18 protein-coding genes are annotated in these 19,844 nt (G+C 62.4%); 10 read left to right on the top strand and 8 right to left on the bottom strand.

What is annotated here, in order from left to right:
- The 4 genes from P0D84_RS11630 to P0D84_RS11615 form a co-directional block, all read right to left on the bottom strand.
- Window positions 1–1,152 (bottom strand): DegT/DnrJ/EryC1/StrS family aminotransferase, encoded by a 1,152-nt coding sequence (locus P0D84_RS11630; protein ID WP_408336368.1) that lies wholly within the window; start codon window positions 1,150–1,152, stop codon window positions 1–3.
- A 255-nt stretch (window positions 1,153–1,407) separates the two neighbouring features.
- Window positions 1,408–1,779: a DMT family transporter gene (locus tag P0D84_RS11625; protein ID WP_120291601.1), complete on the bottom strand. Its 372-nt coding sequence runs from the start codon at window positions 1,777–1,779 to the stop codon at window positions 1,408–1,410.
- A 25-nt stretch (window positions 1,780–1,804) separates the two neighbouring features.
- The gene (locus P0D84_RS11620; protein WP_408336365.1) at window positions 1,805–3,553 is read right to left on the bottom strand and encodes a glycosyltransferase family 39 protein; all 1,749 of its coding nucleotides are present in this window, start codon (window positions 3,551–3,553) and stop codon (window positions 1,805–1,807) included.
- A gap of 282 nt (window positions 3,554–3,835) precedes the next feature.
- Window positions 3,836–4,210, bottom strand: a complete 375-nt coding sequence (locus tag P0D84_RS11615) for an Mth938-like domain-containing protein (RefSeq protein WP_408336356.1) — start codon at window positions 4,208–4,210, stop codon at window positions 3,836–3,838.
- Between the two features lie 506 nt (window positions 4,211–4,716).
- Between P0D84_RS11615 and P0D84_RS11610 the strand changes: the two genes are divergently transcribed.
- The 6 genes from P0D84_RS11610 to moaE all read left to right on the top strand — a co-directional run bounded on the left by P0D84_RS11610 (window position 4,717) and on the right by moaE (window position 11,385).
- Window positions 4,717–5,964, top strand: coding sequence for a pyridoxal phosphate-dependent aminotransferase (locus tag P0D84_RS11610; protein WP_408336353.1), 1,248 nt, complete (start codon window positions 4,717–4,719; stop codon window positions 5,962–5,964).
- Between the two features lie 77 nt (window positions 5,965–6,041).
- A complete protein-coding gene (locus tag P0D84_RS11605) occupies window positions 6,042–7,373 on the top strand; it encodes a homoserine dehydrogenase (RefSeq protein ID WP_408336350.1) in 1,332 nt (443 codons plus the stop codon).
- 8 nt (window positions 7,374–7,381) lie between these two features.
- Window positions 7,382–8,833: a threonine synthase gene (gene thrC, locus P0D84_RS11600; protein WP_408336347.1), complete on the top strand. Its 1,452-nt coding sequence runs from the start codon at window positions 7,382–7,384 to the stop codon at window positions 8,831–8,833.
- 472 nt (window positions 8,834–9,305) lie between these two features.
- Window positions 9,306–10,544, top strand: a complete 1,239-nt coding sequence (locus P0D84_RS11595; RefSeq protein WP_408339794.1) for a molybdopterin molybdotransferase MoeA — start codon at window positions 9,306–9,308, stop codon at window positions 10,542–10,544.
- A gap of 26 nt (window positions 10,545–10,570) precedes the next feature.
- Window positions 10,571–10,828, top strand: a complete 258-nt coding sequence (gene moaD, locus P0D84_RS11590; RefSeq protein WP_408336344.1) for a molybdopterin converting factor subunit 1 — start codon at window positions 10,571–10,573, stop codon at window positions 10,826–10,828.
- 80 nt (window positions 10,829–10,908) lie between these two features.
- On the top strand, window positions 10,909–11,385 hold the full coding sequence (moaE, locus tag P0D84_RS11585) for a molybdopterin synthase catalytic subunit MoaE (protein ID WP_408336341.1): 477 nt from the start codon (window positions 10,909–10,911) through the stop codon (window positions 11,383–11,385).
- 33 nt (window positions 11,386–11,418) lie between these two features.
- Here moaE and P0D84_RS11580 read toward each other — a convergent pair whose 3' ends face one another.
- A complete protein-coding gene (locus tag P0D84_RS11580) occupies window positions 11,419–11,964 on the bottom strand; it encodes a group III truncated hemoglobin (RefSeq protein WP_408336338.1) in 546 nt (181 codons plus the stop codon).
- Between the two features lie 305 nt (window positions 11,965–12,269).
- Between P0D84_RS11580 and P0D84_RS11575 the strand changes: the two genes are divergently transcribed.
- Both P0D84_RS11575 and clpB read left to right on the top strand, forming a co-directional pair.
- Window positions 12,270–12,761 (top strand): Rrf2 family transcriptional regulator, encoded by a 492-nt coding sequence (locus P0D84_RS11575; protein WP_408336335.1) that lies wholly within the window; start codon window positions 12,270–12,272, stop codon window positions 12,759–12,761.
- 118 nt (window positions 12,762–12,879) lie between these two features.
- Complete coding sequence (gene clpB / locus P0D84_RS11570; protein ID WP_408336332.1) at window positions 12,880–15,477, top strand: ATP-dependent chaperone ClpB; 2,598 nt, start codon at window positions 12,880–12,882, stop codon at window positions 15,475–15,477.
- Window positions 15,478–15,636: 159 nt separating this feature from the next.
- Here clpB and P0D84_RS11565 read toward each other — a convergent pair whose 3' ends face one another.
- Complete coding sequence (locus tag P0D84_RS11565; protein ID WP_408336329.1) at window positions 15,637–16,068, bottom strand: YidB family protein; 432 nt, start codon at window positions 16,066–16,068, stop codon at window positions 15,637–15,639.
- 177 nt (window positions 16,069–16,245) lie between these two features.
- Window positions 16,246–16,821 carry a ComEA family DNA-binding protein gene (locus P0D84_RS11560; RefSeq protein ID WP_408336326.1) on the bottom strand — a complete coding sequence of 192 codons (576 nt, stop codon included), beginning with the start codon at window positions 16,819–16,821 and terminating at the stop codon, window positions 16,246–16,248.
- Window positions 16,822–17,142: 321 nt separating this feature from the next.
- Between P0D84_RS11560 and P0D84_RS11555 the strand changes: the two genes are divergently transcribed.
- Window positions 17,143–17,742, top strand: coding sequence for a MerR family transcriptional regulator (locus P0D84_RS11555; RefSeq protein ID WP_408336323.1), 600 nt, complete (start codon window positions 17,143–17,145; stop codon window positions 17,740–17,742).
- A complete protein-coding gene (locus P0D84_RS11550; protein WP_408336320.1) occupies window positions 17,694–18,122 on the top strand; it encodes a carboxymuconolactone decarboxylase family protein in 429 nt (142 codons plus the stop codon). Before P0D84_RS11555 ends, P0D84_RS11550 begins: the two co-directional genes overlap by 49 nt.
- A 342-nt stretch (window positions 18,123–18,464) precedes the next feature.
- Here P0D84_RS11550 and P0D84_RS11545 read toward each other — a convergent pair whose 3' ends face one another.
- Complete coding sequence (locus tag P0D84_RS11545; RefSeq protein ID WP_408336317.1) at window positions 18,465–19,844, bottom strand: MATE family efflux transporter; 1,380 nt, start codon at window positions 19,842–19,844, stop codon at window positions 18,465–18,467.

Genomic DNA, 19,844 nt, shown 5'->3' with positions numbered 1-19,844 from the left:
TTATTTTCCGTATTGTTCGCAAATTTCGTTGACCGCGCGGCAGACCCGCTCCACGTCGCCTTCGTTCATCAGCGTGAAGAGCGGCAGCGTGACGGTGGTGGCGCCGAAGCGCTCCGCGTGCGGGAACATGCCTTCCTTAAAGCCTTTCGCGCGGTATAGCGAGAACAGATGGATCGCCGGGTAATGCACGCCCGAACCGATGCCGCGTTCTTTCAACTGACCCATGAAACCCGCGCGGTCGATCGAGAGCTTTTCGAGCGGTAGCGTGATCTGGAACATGTGCCAGTTGCTGTTCTCGAAGTCCGCGAACGGCAGACCTACACCCAGTTTCACTGCGGCGCCGCCTTCAAAGCCGGCGAAATACGCGCGCACGAGCTTTTTGCGCTGTGCGAGGAAACGCTCGAGATGCGGCAACTGGCCGAGGCCGACGCGCGCGGCGACGTCCGTGAGGTTGTACTTGCCGCCCAGCACGTCGCAGTCCATGCCGTCGAAACCCGTGCGGGTGATGCCTTGCAGACGGTATTTCTGGGCGAGGATCGCTTCCTCCTCGTTGTTCAGCACCAGCGCGCCGCCTTCGATCGAGGTCAGATTCTTGTTCGCGTGGAAGCTGAACGAGACGATATCGCCGAGCTTGCCGATGCGCTCGCCTTTCCACGTCGAGCCGAATGCCTGGGCCGCGTCTTCGATCACGCGCAGCTTGTGGGCGCGGGCGATCTCGTACAGGCGGTCCAGGTCGACCGGCAGACCGGACAAATACACCGGAATGATCGCCTTGGTGCGCGGCGTGATGGCCTTTTCGAGCAAATCGAGATCGATGTTGCGCGTGACCGGGTCGATGTCGGCGAATACGGGCGTGGCGCCGACTTCGTAGATCACGTTGCTGGTCGACACCCACGTGGCGGGGGTGGTGATGACTTCGTCGCCTTCGCCCACACCGGCGATCCGCAGCCCGATTTCGAGCGTCGCGGTGCCGGAGTTGAACGTACGCACCGGACGGCCACCGCAGAACTCGGACAACGCCGCTTCGAACTTCTGATTCTGCGGGCCGGTCGTGATCCAACCGGAGCGAAGCACGTCGGCGACGCCCTGAATCGTTTCTTCATCGATCTCAGGTTTGACAAACGGCAAAAACGGGACTGTTGACTGGCTCATGAATGCTTCGCTCGATTGAAAGGGGCGCAACCCGAAGGGCGCGAAGTAGATCACAAACCACTCGCAAACCCAAGGCCACGACTAAAAATGGCGCAACCGCCAAGCCTACCGCGGCCAACCTTACGTTTTACTTAGCCGGCGGCGGTGCCCGGCTTCCCACATCGCTGGCAGCCGGGATATTCGCAGCGGCTGCACCCGCACCGGCAATAAACGGTAATAAGCCGTGCCCGGCACGGCACCGCCGGGGCATACAACCTAGCTGCGCGCCAGGACGACGACGCCGATCAGGATGACGCCGATCCCGACCAGCTTCTGGACTGACATCACTTCGCCGAATAGATACCACGCCGCGAACGCGTTGACGACATATCCGAGCGACAGCATCGGGTAGGCAATCGACACGTCCACCCGCGAGAGCCCGACCACCCAAACGCCCACGCTGATCACGTAGCAGGCCAGGCCGCCGATGATCGGCGGCTGGGTCGCCAGGCGAAAGGCGATGGGCAGGATGTTCGCACGGGTGAATTCGAAGTGTCCAACGGCATTCGTTCCGGCTTTGAGCAACAACTGCGCACCGGCGTTCAACGTGACGCCGGCGAGAATGCAAAAAAGGGAAATCGGGTTCATCGAACGGTTAGATCCTGAGATGGGGTCATTGTTGTGGTTTTTCTACTGCCGCTGGTGCGGCAGGTGCCGCTGTCCCGGATGCGGGCGCGGGCACCGCCACGGGCTTCACCACCACCACCCGGCGTGGATCGCGCGCGATCACCTGCATCGGCAGCCCCTCTTTGAGCAGCCTGTCGTAAGTCGACGGCGGGATCAGCGCGAGCGCGTAGCGGTCGCCCTTCCAGCGCTCGATCCACGCGTCGACCGACGGCACCCATTTCTGTGGTTCGACGGATACGCCGAACGCCAGTTCGTCGGGATGTTCGACCATGATCGTCGTGTGGTCGACGTAGAACGGCAGCGTGTGGTCGAGCACGCCGACCGAGTAGAACGGCGTATCGGCCGGCAACTTTGCGATTTCGGCCTTGATAGCGGGCGCGAGCGGCGCGCCCGAACTCAAACGGCCGAACACGTCGTGACCCGTGCCGGCAATCGTACCGAGCAGCAACCACGCCGCGCCGAAGCTTGCCACGGCGCCCAGCGTGCCGGCGCGGCTGCGGCGGTTCAGCCACAGCGCGACCAGCGTGAGCACGAAGGCGACGCCGAGCGCCGCCAGCACCCATGTGCGGTACTCGACATATAGCTCGGTCGGGTTGCGCGCATTGCCCAGGCGCGACATGAACAGCGCGGCGAACGCGGCGACCACGAGAAACAGCGCATAGCCGGCCAGGTGGCGGCGCAGTTGATCACGTGTGACGAGCGGCAGATACATGCCGATGACAAGGGCGATCGGCGGGGCGATCGGCAGCGTGTAGGACAGGAGCTTCGAGTGCGACGCGCTGAAGAACAGGAAGATGAACGCGGTCCACACCAGCATCAGCGTGACCGGCGCGAAACCGTTTGGCTGGCGCGGCAGGCGCCACGCGTGGCGCACGCTCTGGAAGGTCACCGACAACCACGGCAGGAAACCGACCAGCAGCACCGGCACGAAGTAATAGAACGGCCCCGGGCGGTTCTGTTCAGGCGTCAGATAACGCTTGAACTGCTGAACAATGAAGAAGAAGTTCAGGAATTCCGGGTTGCGCTGCTGGACCAGCACGAACCATGGCGTGACGATCGCGAAGAACACGATCAGGCCGCCGATCAGATGCAGGCGCTTCCACAGGGCCCAGTCGCGGGCGAGCAGGGAGTACAGCACCAGCACCGCACCCGGCAGGATCACGCCGACGAGGCCCTTGGAGAGCACCGCGAGCGCCATCGAGCCCCAGCACACCCACATCCATGCCCGCACGTTGGCGCTCGGCAGCTTGGGGCGCTGCGCCAGCAGCAGCGCGCAGAGCGCCAGCTCCATCCAGAACGACAGGCCCATGTCGAGCGTGTTGAAGTGGCCCATCAGGTTCCAGTATGGCGACGTGGCCAGCACGATCGCCGCGAACACGCCGGTCGCCGCGTTGAACACGCGCGCGCCGGTGAAGCCGAGCAGCAGCACGCCGGCAAAGCCCGTCAGCGCGGTGTAAAGCCGCGCCTGCCATTCGCCGATGCCGAACCACGCGAACGTGAGCGCATTCGCCCAGGTTTGCAGCGGCGGTTTCTCGAAGTACTTGTAGCCGTTATAGCGCGGCGTGATCCAGTCGCCGGTGACGAACATCTCGCGCGCCATTTCGGCGTAGCGCCCCTCGTCGCTCGGCAGCAGATGGCGCCAGCCGAGCGGCACGAACCAGATCACGGCGAGGGCCAGCACCAGCAGCAGGAGCGTGGTGCGATTGAGCGGTAGCCTTGTCGGCGTATCGTTCATGTATTTCAACCTTTTGGGCGACGCCAGGTGCGGCGTGGCAGTGTTGTATGAAATTGAGGACGGCGCTCCGGCAGCCTGCTTTCCGGAGATGCAACATTCATTCGGACGCTAACCGGCCCACGCTGCTTAGGGGCGCTGCCAAGCGCCAATGGCGCGCAGTGTACGTTATCGGCCGTGACGCGCCCAAGGCGCGCAGTCAGTTCGTGTCGATGGGCACGGCGCGAGTCCCCGGATCATGAGGGTGCGTGCGCCGCCAGCATGGGTGCGGCGCCCGCCGAGCCGTTACGCTTCGATCAGCAACGCGGCTGCGACCTTGCGGCCCTCGGCCATCAGAATGTTGTAGGTGCGGCAGGCGGCCTTGAAGTCCATTGTTTCGACGCCGATGCGTTTGGCGGTGAGCGCGGCGGTCAGGCGCGGATGCGGAAAGCGCAGCCGTTCGCCGCTGCCGAACACCACCACTTCGGGCGCCGATTCCACCAGCATGGCGAAGTGCTCGGCGCTCAGGTCGTCGAAAGAAGAGACGGGCCAAGGGATGACGGGCGCTTCCGGCAGCACGAGAATGCTGCCCGAATGGCGCACCAGATTGATTTCGACATAGTCGGCGCCGTAGCCGGTCACGGTGTTGAGGGCGCCGCTGGAGTCCTGATGTAATTTCAAATTCGTTTTCCGAAGTCGTCGTGAGGCATCATGCGTGTGGGCGGCCTGACCGGGCAGAACGGAAGCAGGGCGGTTTGACGCGAGTGGGACACGCGAGTGACACAGAAGCGGCCGAAAAGGCTTGCCGTTGCGGTTGGTGCATTGCGGAAGTCGGCCAAAATCCGCTAAATTATAACTTTTTAGCCGCCTTGCGGCGCCCCCCGCTCAAGTGCTGCCTCATGTGCGGTCATAAGCCGCACTGATAGCGCGGGCGCGGCCCACCGGCTACCTGCCTGGTTCTGCACGTTTTTCGGTTGTTTTTGGCCGGCTTGGAGCGGTCTGGCTGCTGCCCCGGCCCAATCCACCGCACGCGCGCCTGACTGGCCCGGAAAGCCTGAACTCCGCGTCTTGCGGCCCGATCCGTGTCTGGCGGCTGCGCCGCGTCATAATTCCCCGTATCGGCGGACTTGCCTGGGGTCCCGTTTTTTCACCCCCGCTTGTTCGCCCAAGCCCATCAACAGGATGAAGTGCCCGCCGTGAAACCGATTCTCAAATCCAACAAGTTGTTGAATGTCTGCTACGACATTCGCGGGCCTGTCCTCGAACATGCAAAGCGGCTCGAAGAAGAGGGCCACCGCATCATCAAGCTGAACATCGGCAATCTCGCGCCGTTCGGCTTCGACGCGCCGGATGAAATCATCCAGGACATGATCCTGAATCTGCCGGGTTCGTCCGGCTACTCGGATTCCAAGGGTGTGTTCGCCGCGCGTAAGGCGATCATGCATTACACGCAGCAAAAGGGCGTACATGGCGTCGAACTGGACGACATCTACATCGGCAATGGCGCCTCCGAGCTGATCGTGATGGCGTTGCAGGGCCTTCTGAACGACGGCGACGAAGTGTTACTGCCCGCGCCGGACTATCCGCTGTGGACCGCCGGTGTAAGCCTGTCGGGCGGTACGCCGGTGCATTACATCTGCGATGAATCGAACCGCTGGATGCCCGATCTGGACGACATCCGCGCGAAAATCACGCCGAATACGCGTGCGCTCGTGGTTATCAACCCGAACAATCCTACTGGCGCGCTGTACTCGGACGAACTGCTGCTCGGCCTGATCGAGATCGCCCGCCAGCACGGCCTCGTGATCTTCGCCGACGAGGTCTACGACAAGATCGTCTACGACGGCAAGAAGCACACGTCGATGGCCGCGCTCTCCGAAGACGTGCTCACCGTCACGTTCAACAGCCTCTCGAAGAGCTACCGTTCGTGCGGCTACCGCGCCGGCTGGATGTTCATTTCGGGCCTGACCGGCGAGAACCGCCGCAATGCCAAAGACTACTTCGAAGGGCTCGGCATTCTGGCCTCGATGCGCCTGTGCCCGAACGTGCCCGGCCAGTACGCGATCCAGACCGCGCTCGGCGGCTATCAAAGCATCAACGACCTGATCGTGCCGAGCGGGCGCCTGTACAAACAGCGCGAACTCGCGTATGACATGCTGACGGCCATCCCCGGCGTGAGCTGCGTGAAGCCGGAGGCGGCGCTGTACATGTTCCCGCGCCTCGATCCGAAGGTTTATCCGATCCAGGACGACCAGCAGTTCATCCTCGACCTTCTGCTGGAAGAGCGCGTGCTGCTGGTTCAAGGCACCGGTTTCAACTGGAAGACGCCGGATCACTTCCGCGTCGTGTTCCTGCCGAACGTGGACGACCTCGCGGATTCGATCAACCGGATCGCGCGTTTCCTCGACGGCTACCGCAAACGCCACACGGCTTGAGTTGGACGGCGCGCCTCGCGCGCGCCGCTGCCAGCCCCCAGTTTCCTTTTAATCATTTACTCGAAAACACACGCTGCATGGAACCGATCAAAGTTGGACTGCTGGGCTTCGGCACGGTAGGCAGCGGCACCTTCACGGTACTGCGCCGCAACCAGGAAGAAATCAAACGTCGCGCGGGCCGCGGCATCGAGATTGCGCGTATTGCCGTGCGCAACCCCGCCAAGGCGACCGCGGCGCTCGGGAGTGCTGCCGGCACCGTGGCGCTGACCGATGACTTCAACGCGGTGGTGGACGATCCGTCGATCGATATCGTGGCCGAAATGATCGGCGGCACGGGCGTGGCGCGCGACCTCGTGCTGCGCGCGATCAAAAACCGCAAGCATGTGGTCACCGCCAACAAGGCGCTGCTCGCGGTGCACGGCACGGAGATTTTCGAAGCGGCGCGCGCCAACGGCGTGATGGTGTCGTTCGAAGCAGCGGTGGCGGGCGGCATTCCGATCATCAAGGCGCTGCGCGAAGGACTCACGGCCAATCGCATCCAGTACATCGCCGGCATCATCAACGGCACGACGAACTACATCCTGTCGGAGATGCGCGACCGTGGGCTCGACTTCGCGACCGCGTTGAAAGCCGCGCAGGAACTGGGTTACGCCGAAGCCGATCCGACCTTCGACATCGAAGGCGTGGACGCCGCGCACAAGGCGACGATCATGAGCGCGATCGCGTTCGGCGTGCCGGTGCAGTTCGACAAGGCGTATGTCGAAGGCATCAGCAAGCTCGCGGCGATCGACATCAAATACGCCGAGGAACTCGGCTACCGCATCAAGCTGCTCGGTATTGCGCGCCGCACGGATAAGGGCATCGAACTGCGCGTGCATCCCACGCTGATTCCTGAGAAGCGCCTGCTGGCGAACGTGGAAGGTGCGATGAACGCAGTCGTCGTGCATGGCGACGCCGTGGGCACCACGCTGTACTACGGCAAGGGCGCGGGCGCTGAGCCGACGGCGTCCGCGGTGGTGGCCGACCTGGTCGACGTGACGCGTCTGCATACCGCGGATCCGGAGCATCGCGTGCCGCATCTGGCGTTCCAGCCGGACAGCCTGTCGAGCACGCCGATCCTGCCGATCGACGAAGTGACGAGCGGCTACTACCTGCGTCTGCGCGTGGCGGACGTCACGGGCGTGCTGGCCGACATCACGCGCATTCTGGCGGATACGGGCATCTCGATCGACGCACTGCTGCAGAAGGAATCGGAGCAGGTCGACGCGAACGGCAAGGGCGAAACCGACATCATCCTGATTACGCACGAAACGGTTGAGAAGAACGTCAATGCCGCGATCAAAACGATCGAAGCGCTGAAGACCGTTGTCTCGCAAGTCACGAAGTTGCGCATGGAAGCGCTGAACTAGGCCGAACTATGAACTATCTCTCTACGCGCGGCGCCGGAGCCGGCGAGCGCCATACGTTTTCCGACATTCTGCTGGGCGGTCTTGCGAAAGATGGCGGCCTGTACTTGCCGGCGGAATATCCGCGCGTCACGGCTGACGAGTTGACGCGCTGGCGCACGCTGCCGTACGCGGACCTCGCGTTCGAAATCCTGTCGAAATTCAGCGACGACATTCCCGCCGAAGATCTGCGCGCGCTGACGCGCAAGACCTACACGGCCGAGACGTATTGCAATGTGCGTGACGACGAAGGCGCCGCGCAGATCACGCCGTTGAAGACGCTTGGCGTCGAGCACGGCACAACGTTGTCGCTGCTGGAGCTGTCGAACGGCCCGACGCTCGCATTCAAGGACATGGCGATGCAGTTGATCGGCAACCTGTTCGAATACGCGCTGGCGAGGCACGGCGAAACCCTGAACATTCTCGGCGCGACTTCCGGCGACACCGGCAGCGCGGCTGAATACGCGATGCGCGGCAAAAAGGGCATCAGCGTGTTCATGCTCTCGCCGCACAAGAAGATGAGCGCGTTCCAGACCGCGCAGATGTATAGCCTGCAGGACCCGAACATCTTCAACATCGCGATCGAGGGCGTGTTCGACGACGCTCAGGACATCGTCAAGGCGGTCTCGAACGATCACGCGTTCAAGGCGAAGTACAAGATCGGCACGGTCAACTCGATCAACTGGGCACGCGTCGTGGCGCAGGTCGTGTACTACTTCAAGGGCTACTTTGCCGCGACGAAGTCGAACGACGAGCGTGTGTCATTCACGGTGCCGTCGGGCAATTTCGGCAATGTGTGCGCGGGTCACATCGCGCGGATGATGGGTTTGCCGATTGAGAAGCTGGTGGTGGCGACGAACGAGAACGACGTGCTCGACGAGTTCTTCCGCACGGGCATTTACCGTGTGCGCAAGTCGGCAGAGACGTATCACACGACCAGCCCGAGCATGGACATTTCGAAGGCTTCGAACTTCGAGCGTTTCGTATTCGATCTGTTGGATCGCGACCCGGCGCGCGTATTGCAACTGTTCCGCGACGTTGAGGAGAAGGGCGGATTCGACCTTGCGGCGAGCGGCGATTTTGCGCGCGTGAAGGCGTTCGGTTTCGTCTCGGGGCGCAGCAGCCACGAGGACCGCGTGGACGCGATCCGCGACGTCTTTGAGCGTTACGACACGATGATCGACACGCACACGGCAGACGGCCTGAAGGTGGCACGCGAGCATTTGCAAGCGGGCATCCCGATGATCGTGCTGGAGACGGCGCAACCGATCAAGTTTGGCGAAACGATCCGCGAAGCGCTGCTACGCGAACCGGAGCGCCCAGCCGCGTTTTCGGGTCTGGAATCACTGCCGCAGCGATTCGAAGTATTGCCGGCAGACGTGCAGCGCGTGAAGGACTACATCGTCGCGAATACGGGCGAGTAAAACGGCGAGTATGGAGCGCGACAGAGTCGCACTCCATACAACCAGCGCGCCGGTTTCAGGAAATACCGCGACGGCGCGCGCAGCGCCGCTGGAAGAATGACTGCTGTGTCACTCACGCGGAGTGTGCGAGAACACAGATTCCAGATGCACCACTACCGCGACTGCGCGGGGGACCCGCTTAAAAGTTAGCGGTTTGAGCTGCTTTCTTTTGCCTACTTTTCTTTGCAGCAGGCAAAGAAAAGTAGGTGCCGCCCCGCACAGGGGCAACGCTAATAGACCAATAACAAAGCAAGGAAAGGCCAACACCGTAAGCAAACAGAAAAAGACCAACTACTACAGGCACGCAAAAAATTACCACCGCCGAAGGCAAAACCCCCGCCCCCCACCGCCCATCATCATCGCCCGCTACAATATTCCTTTAAAACCTGCGGCTCCGAGACTAAAGATGTCCACCCCAACGCCCCGCGCTCCGATGCTCACCACCGCTGAAGCCATGGCGACGTTACTGAGCGCAGCGCACCCGATCAACGGCACTGAATCGATCCCCACACTAGACGCGCTGAATCGCGTGCTATCGGCAGACGTCATTTCCCCGCTGGACGTCCCCCCAATGAACACCAGTTCAATGGACGGCTACGCGATCCGCACCGCGGACCTAACAGCGCAAGGCAACCGCAGTCTGCCAATTTCCCAACGCATCCCAGCCGGCCACGCGCCGGAGCCGTTAAAACCAGGCACGGCAGCCCGTATCTTCACAGGCGCCACAGTGCCGCCGGGCGCCGACGCGATCGTGATGCAGGAGCAAACCGAAACCGCCGGCAACGAAGTCACAATCCTGCACAGCCCGACCCCGGGCGAATGGATCACAGCCCAAGGCGCCGACATCCGCAGCGGCGCGACCATTCTTCCAGCGGGCACGCGCCTGACACCGCAAGCCTTGGGGCTCGCCGCCTCAGTCGGCTGCGCCGAGCTCGAAGTGCGCCACCGCGTAAAAGTCGCCGTGTTCTTCACCGGCGACGAACTGACCATGCCAGGCGAGCCGCTGAAACCCGGCGCGATCTACAACTCGAACCGTTTCACGCTGCGCGGGCTGCTGGAGAAACTGGGCTGCGAGGTCACCGATTACGGCATCGTCCCCGATAAACTCGACGCTACCCGCGCAACGCTGCGCGAAGCCGCGCAAGCACACGATCTGATCCTGACCTGCGGCGGCGTCTCGGTCGGCGAGGAAGATCACGTCAAGCCGGCAGTCGAGGCGGAAGGGCGCCTGTCGATGTGGCAGATCGCGATGAAACCCGGCAAGCCACTCGCGTTCGGCGCAGTGCGCCGTGCCGCGCAGCAAACCGACGCCGCCGGGGAAGCAGCGGGTGAAACCTTCTTCATCGGCCTGCCGGGCAACCCGGTCTCCAGCTTCGCGACCTTTTTGCTGTTCGTGCGCCCGTTTGTCCTGCTTCTGGCCGGCATGCAGACGGTCGCACCGCGCGCACTGTCGCTGCGAGCGGATTTCACGCAGAGCAAGGCCGACCGCCGCAACGAATTCCTGCGCGCACGGATCAATCCGGCCGGTGGCCTCGATCTGTTTCCGAATCAGAGTTCGGCCGTGCTGACTTCGACCGTATGGGGCGACGGCCTGATCGACAATCCGCCGAACCACGCGATCAGCGCCGGCGAGACCGTGCGCTTCATCCCCTTTTCCGAATTGCTGAACTGAGGCCGGCAACAGCCGGTGGCTTCCCGATGAAGATTCAACTCCGATACTTTGCAAGCGTTCGTGAAGCGCTCGAAACAGCCGACGAAACGGTCGACGTGCCCGACGGCATCGCCACCGTCGGCGACGTGCGCGCCTGGTTGCGCGTGCGCGGCGGCACCTGGGCCGACACCCTCGCCGACGGCCGCGCGCTGCGCATGGCCTGCAATCACGTCATGACCGACGCCGGTACCCGTATCACCGAAGGCTGCGAAGTCGCGTTCTTTCCGCCCGTCACCGGCGGCTGAGAGACGCCGGATAGTCGCTAAACACCACCTTGAGTCTCGCCAAACACGTCGAGTCTCGCCAAGCCGCACAGGAGCCAGAGATGCCCGTTCGCGTCCAGACGGAAGACTTCGACCTCACCGCCGAGGTCGCCGCGTTGCGCGCGCGCAATCCGAAGATCGGCGCAGTGGCCTGTTTTGTGGGCACTGTGCGCGATCTGAACGACGGCAGCGCCGTCGAAACCATGGAGCTCGAACACTACCCGGGCATGACGGAGAAATCGCTGGAGGCGATCGTCGTGAGCGCGCGTGAGCGTTGGTCGGGAATCGAGGTGCTGATCGTGCATCGGGTCGGCAAGCTTTATCCACTCGACCAGATCGTGCTCGTGGCGACCACCGCTGCTCATCGGGGCGACGCCTTTGCGTCGTGCGAGTTCGTGATGGACTATCTGAAGACCCAGGCGCCGTTCTGGAAGAAAGAGAAGACCGAAGAAGGCGAGCGCTGGGTCGATGCACGTGTCGCGGACGACGCGGCGCTGGCCCGTTGGGGTATCGAATCGGGGAATCGGGCAGAGGATTAGCGCGCGTGCTTTGACGCCTCTAAAGCAAGCCCGTCACTCGCCCCGCGCTTTCCCGACGATCCGTGTTGGAAACGGCTCGCCACGCGCTCGCGCGGCGTCGTGTGAACCATCATCCTCGCGCGGATACCGCTTCGGTGCGACGCGCGCCAGCAAGGCCTGCTGCTCCGCCGGAATCTTGTAATCCCAGCCAAAGCGGCTCAACTGCAAACTTTGCGCGATCCGCAGCGCCGGTTCCATGAAGCGGACCGCCGCGGCCGGCTCGTAGCGCGACTCCACCGTATCCAGAAACAGATAGAGCCAGCGGCTGAAATGCTGCGGCTCGACGCCCTCGAGGGGCTGATGCGCCTGCTGCACATTGCCGCGGTATTGCTTCGCGCCGAGCACGAGGCTGCCCCAGAACGTGCACATCTTGGGCAAGTGGTCGTCCCAACGGCCCGCCAGCGTCGCGTCGAACACGGGGCCCAGCAGCGGATCGGCCCGCACACGGTCGTAAAAGCCGTAGACGAGCTCGCGAATATTCGCCTCAGTAGGCTCGGCGGCGCGCTCGACAACTGGTGCGGCAGGGAAAGACGGATTCATGCAAGTTCCAGGTAGTGCGGTTAATTCATCAGGAATCGCGCCCACAGCGCGAGCGACAGTCAGAAACGACCTCAAACTGTGTCCAAACGAAAGGAAGTAGGCCGCGAATACCCTGCTTTTCGTAAGAATGGCCTAAGGGGGAAACGTTACCATTGCTGCCGAAAGACAAACAGCGACTGTCAGCGCAGAATAAGAAAACATGCGTAACGCCTGCATCTTAGGGCGAAGCGACAGCCCCCGGCAACCTTTGCATCGACGCGGTTATCCCCGGATCGCGGCTTGCGCTCATCGTGACACCTGCACTCATGAGACTGACCGACTATACGGATTACGCACTACGTGTTCTCTTGTACCTTGCCGTCCGTGGCGAGGGCTTATCGACCATCCAGGACATCTCGGACGCGTACGGCATATCCAAGAATCATTTGATGAAGGTGGTGCAGCAACTCGGCGAACTCGGCTGGGTCGAGACCGTACGCGGGCGCAACGGCGGCCTGCGGCTCGTCGAACAAACCAACGCATTGACCGTGGGCGAGATCGTGCGGGCTACGGAAAGCGACTTTGCGCTGGTCGGCTGCTTCCCGGATCAGCAGGGTGAGCGCCGGGCCTGTGTCATTACCTCGCACTGCCGTCTGCGCGGCGCACTCGAGGCGGCGCGCAATGCGTTCCTCGCAGAACTTGATCGCCATACGATCCGCGAGGTTGCGGGGCCGCATGGCCCGCTGGCTGCGTTGCTCGGTTTAAGCACCGTCATCCCGATCATGCCTGCCGACGACGGCGCTGCGCCGCTTACCTAAAAGCGGCCAGCAATTTTCGCGCGTCAAATGTTAAATAGTTGTTGTCAGCTGCAAAAAAGCGCTTGAAACCTGCGTAAAACGCCTCATTTTGGTGGTAATCGAAATTGGAGGTCTCTTGATGAGAATCGACAAACTTACCACTAAATTCCAGGAAGCACTGGCCGACGCGCAGAGTCTGGCTGTCGGTCATGACAATCAATACATCGAACCGGTTCATGTCCTGTCGGCGCTCGTCGCCCAGCAGGACGGCGCGGCGCGTTCGCTGCTCTCGCGCGCGGGCGTTCATGTCCAGGCGTTGCAAACGGCCCTGAACGATGCCATGACGCGCCTGCCGCAAGTGCAGGGCACCGACGGCAACGTGCAGATCGGCCGCGAACTGACCGGCTTGTTGAACCAGGCCGACAAGGAAGCCCAGAAACTCAACGACACGTTCATCGCGAGCGAGATGTTCCTGCTCGCGGTCGCCGACGATAAGGGCGAGGCCGGCCGTCTCGCGCGCCAGCACGGGCTGTCGCGCAAGTCGCTGGAAAGCGCGATCGTGGCGGTGCGAGGCGGTTCGCAAGTGCATAGCCAGGACGCCGAAAGCCAGCGCGAAGCGCTGAAGAAATACACCGTCGATCTGACCGAGCGCGCGCGGGCGGGCAAGCTCGACCCCGTGATCGGCCGTGATGACGAAATCCGCCGTTCCATTCAGATCCTGCAGCGCCGCACCAAGAACAATCCGGTGCTGATCGGCGAGCCGGGCGTGGGTAAGACGGCGATCGTCGAAGGCCTTGCGCAGCGTATCGTCAACGGTGAAGTGCCGGAAACGCTTAAGGGCAAACGCGTGTTGTCGCTGGACATGGCGGCGTTGCTGGCGGGCGCCAAGTATCGCGGCGAATTCGAAGAACGCCTGAAGGCCGTACTGAGCGACATCGCGAAAGACGAAGGCCAGACCATCGTCTTCATTGATGAAATTCATACCATGGTCGGCGCGGGCAAGGCAGAAGGCGCCATGGACGCGGGCAATATGCTCAAGCCGGCGCTTTCGCGTGGCGAACTGCATTGCGTCGGTGCCACCACGCTCGACGAATATCGCAAGTACATCGAAAAGGACGCCGCGCTCGAACGCCGCTTCCAGAAGGTGCTGGTCGACGAGCCGTCGGTGGAAGCCACCATCGCGATCCTGCGCGGTTTGCAGGAGAAGTACGAACTGCATCACGGCGTCGATATCACCGACCCGGCGATTGTCGCCGCGGCCGAACTGTCGCATCGCTACATCACGGATCGCTTCCTGCCGGACAAGGCGATCGATCTGATCGACGAAGCCGCTTCGAAGATCAAGATGGAAATCGACTCGAAGCCGGAAGAGATGGATCGGCTCGACCGTCGTTTGATCCAGTTGAAGATCGAGCGCGAAGCCGTCAAGAAGGAAAAAGATGAAGCATCGCAAAAGCGTCTGCAACTGATCGAAGAAGAAATCGAGCGGCTAAATCGTGAATATTCGGACCTCGAAGAAATCTGGACCGCGGAAAAAGCGGCGGTGCAGGGCAGCGCGCAGTTGAAGGAAGAGATCGAAAAAACGCGTGCGGAAATCACACGCTTGCAGCGTGAAGGCAAGCTCGAGAAAGTCGCCGAGTTGCAGTACGGCAAGCTGCCGGGTCTCGAGGCGCAGTTGAAGGAAGTGACCCAGGCCGAGGCGAAAGAGCAGAGCAGCCCGACCCGGCGGCGTCTATTGCGCACCCAGGTGGGCGCGGAGGAAATCGCGGAAGTCGTCTCGCGCTCCACTGGTATTCCGGTGTCGCGCATGATGCAGGGCGAGCGCGAAAAGCTGCTGCAGATCGAAGAAAAGCTGCACGCCCGCGTGGTCGGTCAGGACGAAGCGATCAGCGCGGTGGCCGATGCGATCCGCCGTTCGCGCGCGGGTCTGTCCGATCCGAATCGCCCATATGGCTCGTTCCTGTTCCTCGGGCCGACCGGTGTGGGCAAGACCGAGCTGTGCAAGGCGCTGGCTTCGTTCCTGTTCGACTCGGAAGATCATCTGATCCGCATCGACATGAGCGAATTCATGGAGAAGCATAGCGTCGCGCGTTTGATCGGCGCGCCGCCGGGCTATGTCGGTTATGAAGAAGGCGGCTACCTGACCGAAGCCGTGCGCCGCAAGCCGTACAGCGTGATCCTGCTCGACGAAATCGAGAAGGCGCATCCGGACGTGTTCAACGTGCTGCTGCAAGTGCTCGACGACGGCCGCATGACCGACGGCCAGGGTCGTACCGTGGACTTTAAAAACACGGTGATCGTGATGACGTCGAACCTCGGTTCGCAGGTGATCCAGGCGATGGTCGGCGAGCCGCAGGAAGCGGTGAAGGACGCGGTCTGGGAAGAAGTGAAGCTGCACTTCCGGCCCGAGTTCCTGAACCGGATCGACGACGTGGTGGTGTTCCATGCGCTCGACCGTTCGAACATCCAGTCGATCGCGCGGATTCAATTGCAGCGTCTGCATGAGCGGCTTGCCAAGCTCGACATGCAACTGCTGGTGTCGGACGAGGCGCTCGAGCACGTCGGCAAGGTCGGCTACGATCCGCTGTTCGGTGCGCGGCCGTTGAAGCGGGCCATCCAGCAGGAGATCGAGAACCCGGTCGCCAAGCTGATTCTGGCCGGCAAGTTCGGTCCGAAGGACGTGATTCCGGTCGAAGTGGAAGACGGCAAGCTGGTGTTCGACCGCGTCGTGCATTAAGTGCATTAAGCGGAAAGCGTTCGGCGCAGCAGGGAGCGGCGGATTTCACGCCGTTCCCGCCGATGTTAAAAAGCGGCAACGAAGGTGACTTCGTTGCCGCTTTTTTTCACCTGCTATTGCCTGCTATAAGGCGGTGCCGGGTGACGCGCCTGCTGAGACTTATGCGTTGCCCTTGCCGAACAGCGCCGACAGGCCGCCGAGCGCGCCCAGCACGGTCGTCGCATTCAGTTTGCCCTCGGCGGGGACTTCGCCTTCGGGCGTCGCCGCGTTGACGACATGGGGCAGGATCTGCGACAGCAGACCGGTGACCTGGTCCGGTTGCACGCCGGCCTTGGCGGCGAGGTTGGTGACGGTCTCCGAGCCGAGCACACTGTGCAGCGCATCGGCTGCGATGGGCTGGTTCTCGCCGTTGCTGACCCACGACGTCACGACGTCGCCGAGGCCCTTTTCCTTGAAGCGGTCGATCAGGCCGTTCAAACCGCCCGGCTGGCTGTTGACGAACTCCAGTGCGGCTGAAACGAGGGCTGCTTGCTGGCCGCCGCCTTCCGGCGATTTGCCAATCAGGGAACCGATAGTGTCGAGTAGGCTCATGACGGTCTCTCTTGAATGCCGACCCGTGTTCGACGAGTCGGCGGGGTGAAAACGCCGCGCGGTTGCGCGGCGCCGGTGGGAGGAAAGCGGGCGGTAGCGGGGCGCAGCTTAGGTGCTGATCACGCGTGCATCACACGTGACCGGCACTGCCACCATGCTACCGGCGCGCTACCTGATTTACGCGCCGCCAGAGGCCGCCGCAGCCGATGCAGCCTTGCTCTTCTTCGCCTTCTTCGATGCCTTGGTGCCGGATGCGTCAGCCGGCGCGCTGGCTGCGGCCGCCGTGGCCGGTGCCGAAGCCGCCGCGGCGTCGGCCTTGCTCTTCTTCTTCGACTTCGATGCCTTGGCGCCGGATGCTTCAGCAGGCGTCGCGGGTGCGGGTGTCGCGGCCGCGGTAGTCGCCGCAGGAGCGGCCGCCGGGGCCGCCTTGGTGCTAGTGGTGCTGCTGGACTTCGCGGCCGCTTTGGCGCCCGTAGGCGGCGTGGACGAGCCATTGATCGTCAGGCCGGCCGCTTCGAGATTGGTCACGGATTTGGTGCCAATGCCTTTGACGCGAGTAGCGAGATCATCGGCATTCTTGAACGGGCCGTTCTTGGTGCGTTCGTCGATGATCGCTTTTGCATGGACCGGGCCGATACCCTTGACCGACTCGAGCGCCGCCTGATCGGCGGAATTCACTTCGACGGCCGCCGCGAATCCGGCCGACAGCGACAAAGCCAAAGCAACGCAAAGCATTAAAAGCTTCTTCAGCATGGCAAGCACTCCATTGAGGGCAAAAAAAGTTAGCCGCTAAGGGACGACTCGGACGACTCGGGACGACGCATCCTGTCAGCATTCGCTGCGCTTAAGCATAGGACAAATTGCGCGCCCTTATTTGCGAACGCGGACGATTTATACCGATCGATTCATGACAAGTAAATCAGGGCTGACAATATTTGAAGCTTTTGCCTGGCGATTAAGCCGTTATGAGTTTATCCATCAACGCGACTCACCATAAATAATGACAACGCCGACAAATGACAGCATTGCCCGCTTGACTTAGAGTGCACTCGAAGTCCTAACCTGAGTTCCGTCATGTCGAAAATGTCAAAAGCACTCACCATCGGCGAGGTCGCCGGGACGATCGGCGTCTCGACCCATACGCTGCGTTATTACGAACAGGCCGGCCTGATTCGGGCGGTCGGGCGTACGCAGGCGGGGCATCGCCTGTATTCGCCGGCCGATCTCGACTGGCTGCAGTTCGTGATGCGTCTGAAGGCGACCGGTATGCCGATCGCCGGGATGCAGGCGTTCGCGGCGCTGCGGGCTGAAGGTGAACCGACGATGGGAGAGCGCCGCGACATGCTGGTGGCGCATCGGGATGCGGTTTTGTCGCGGATCGCCGAGTTGCAAAGCAATCTCGGCGCGATCATCGACAAGATCGCTTACTACGAAGCTGCCGGGCGGCGATCCGTTGGACGGCAACCCGCTGGACAACAACCTGCTGGGCAGCAACCTGCTGGGCAACAACCCGCTGAACTGCAACCCGCTGGACCCGCGGCCGCAGCGCGGAAGCGTGCCACCAGTGATCCGACACGACAGATCGACGAAACCCAATCGCTTTCGCATTCGGAAAAGGACTCACCATGGAACACGCACAAAACGATCGCTACGCCCAAGGCTGGAACAAACTGAAGGAAATCGACGGTTCGACCGGCGAACAGGTGATCGCCGCGCTGTCGCCGATCGCGCCGGATTTCGGACGCCTGCTGATCGAATTTGGTTTCGGTGATATTTACAGCCGGCCGCAACTCGATCTGCGCGCGCGAGAGATCGCGACGATTGCCTCACTGGCGACGCTTGGTTGCGCGCAACCGCAACTGAAGGTGCATATCGAGGCCGCGTTGAACGTCGGCTGCACGCGCGAGGAAATCGTCGAGGTGTTCATGCAGATGGCACTTTACGCGGGCTTCCCTGCGGCGCTGAACGCGCTGTTCGCCGCGCAGGAGATTTTCGAGCGGCGTGATCGGGCGTTGAAGGAGGCGCAGGCATCGGAGGAGCCGCAAGCGGCTTGAAATAACGGGGTAGGTGGCGGCCGCGTGCGCAGCCGTTTTATTCTTGACGGAAGTGCAACTAACGGTCTGCGACTACCGTCCACTTAACCAATGCGTCCGCGGCACGCCTGAAAACCGGTTTTTCACGAACGAGCCATGCTCCGGAGGGTTTGTGCGCCGATTCCTTCTGGCTCAACGAGTCCAGCGAGCCTGATAAGCCCGCAAGTCCAGACAGTCCAAGCAGCCCAGACAGCCCAAGTAGCCCGACTAGCCCAAGCCGCCGAACCAGCGGAAACAGCCCAAGCAGCCCAAGCAGCCCAAGCAGCCCAACGAAGTCCCACCTCGCCCGCAGTTCCCGCTCCATCAAACCGCCGAATCCGCCCCAACCACGGCCTCGGCGCGCAAATACCGCTTGCTCACACCGCGCCAGTACAACAGCAACCCGATGCCGGCAATTGCCAGGCTGGCCGTATTCGCGACCCAGAAGCCACGCGCGCCGGTCAGCCATTCCGGCGTGGTACCAGAGACATTGAAGCCGAGCAGATACCCGCCGCCGAGTCCCACGCCCCACAGCGCAACCGCATAGATAACAGTCGGCACGACCGCTACCTTGTACGCGCGCAGTACGAACGCGGTAGTGATCTGCAACGCATCGAACAGGTGATAGCACACGACGATCAGCACCAACGGCATAGCCGCCGCCGCGACTTGCGCATTCGGCGTATAGCCTTCAATCACGTACGGCCGCAGCACCAGCATGATCGCGCCATAACAGCAGGCGATCGCCACGGCCATCATGATGCCGTGCCGCGACAGCGTGCGCGCCGCTTCCGGGCGATGCGCGCCGAGCGCCTGGGCGACCAGCGTCGACGAAGCGATCCCGATCGACAGCGGCGTCATATAGAGCACCGCGCCGATGTTGCCGGCGATCTGGTGCCCGGCGAGCGTCGTCGTGCCGAAGCGCGCAATGAAGAGCGCCATGAACGTGTACGAGGTCACTTCGATCAGGTACGACAGACCCATCGGAATGCCTAGCCGCAACTGCGCCGCCTGCCGGCGCCAGACCGGCCAGCAGAAGTGCGCAAAGATCGCGAACGGCTTGAACACGTAGACGCGCGTCAACAGCAGCATCCCCACCACGGCCAGCGCCCAGTTGATCGCGGTGCTGGCGAGCGCGCAACCAGGCCCGCCGAGCGCCGGCACGCCGAATCCACCGAAGATGAACCACGTGTTGAGCGGAAACTTGAGCAGCAGCGCGCCGATCTGCAGGATCATCACGAGCCGCGGTTTGCCGACCGCATTGGTGATCGAACTGTAGACGCGAAAGGCGAGGCCGGCCGGCAAGCCGAACGCCAGAATCCGCAGGTAGGCGAGCGTGCGCTCATGCAGCGCTTCGGGCACCCGTGCCAACTGCAACACGGGCCCCGGAAAGTAGAGAATCAGAAAGCCGATCACGGTCAGCGCGAGCGCGAGCCATAACGCCTGGCGCACTTCTTCGCCGATCTCGGTGTAGCGGCGCGCGCCGTAGAGTTGCGCGGTGATGGGTTGCAGCGCGGTCAGGATACCGGTCAGACCAATGTAGACGGAAATATAGATCGACGAGCCGAGGCCGAGCGCGGCGAGATCGACGGCCGAATAGCGGCCGACCATCGCCGTGTCGATCACGCCGAACGCGATGATCGCCAGTTGGCCGATCAGCACGGGCCATGCGAGCCCGGCGATTTTCCGTACGTCGGCGAACAT

The sequence above is a fragment of the Paraburkholderia sp. RL17-337-BIB-A genome, assembly GCF_046025895.1.
Lineage (GTDB): Bacteria > Pseudomonadota > Gammaproteobacteria > Burkholderiales > Burkholderiaceae > Paraburkholderia > Paraburkholderia fungorum_C.
The sequence above is the reverse complement of the archived record's forward strand: the minus strand, read 5'-3'. Positions and strand labels throughout refer to the sequence as shown.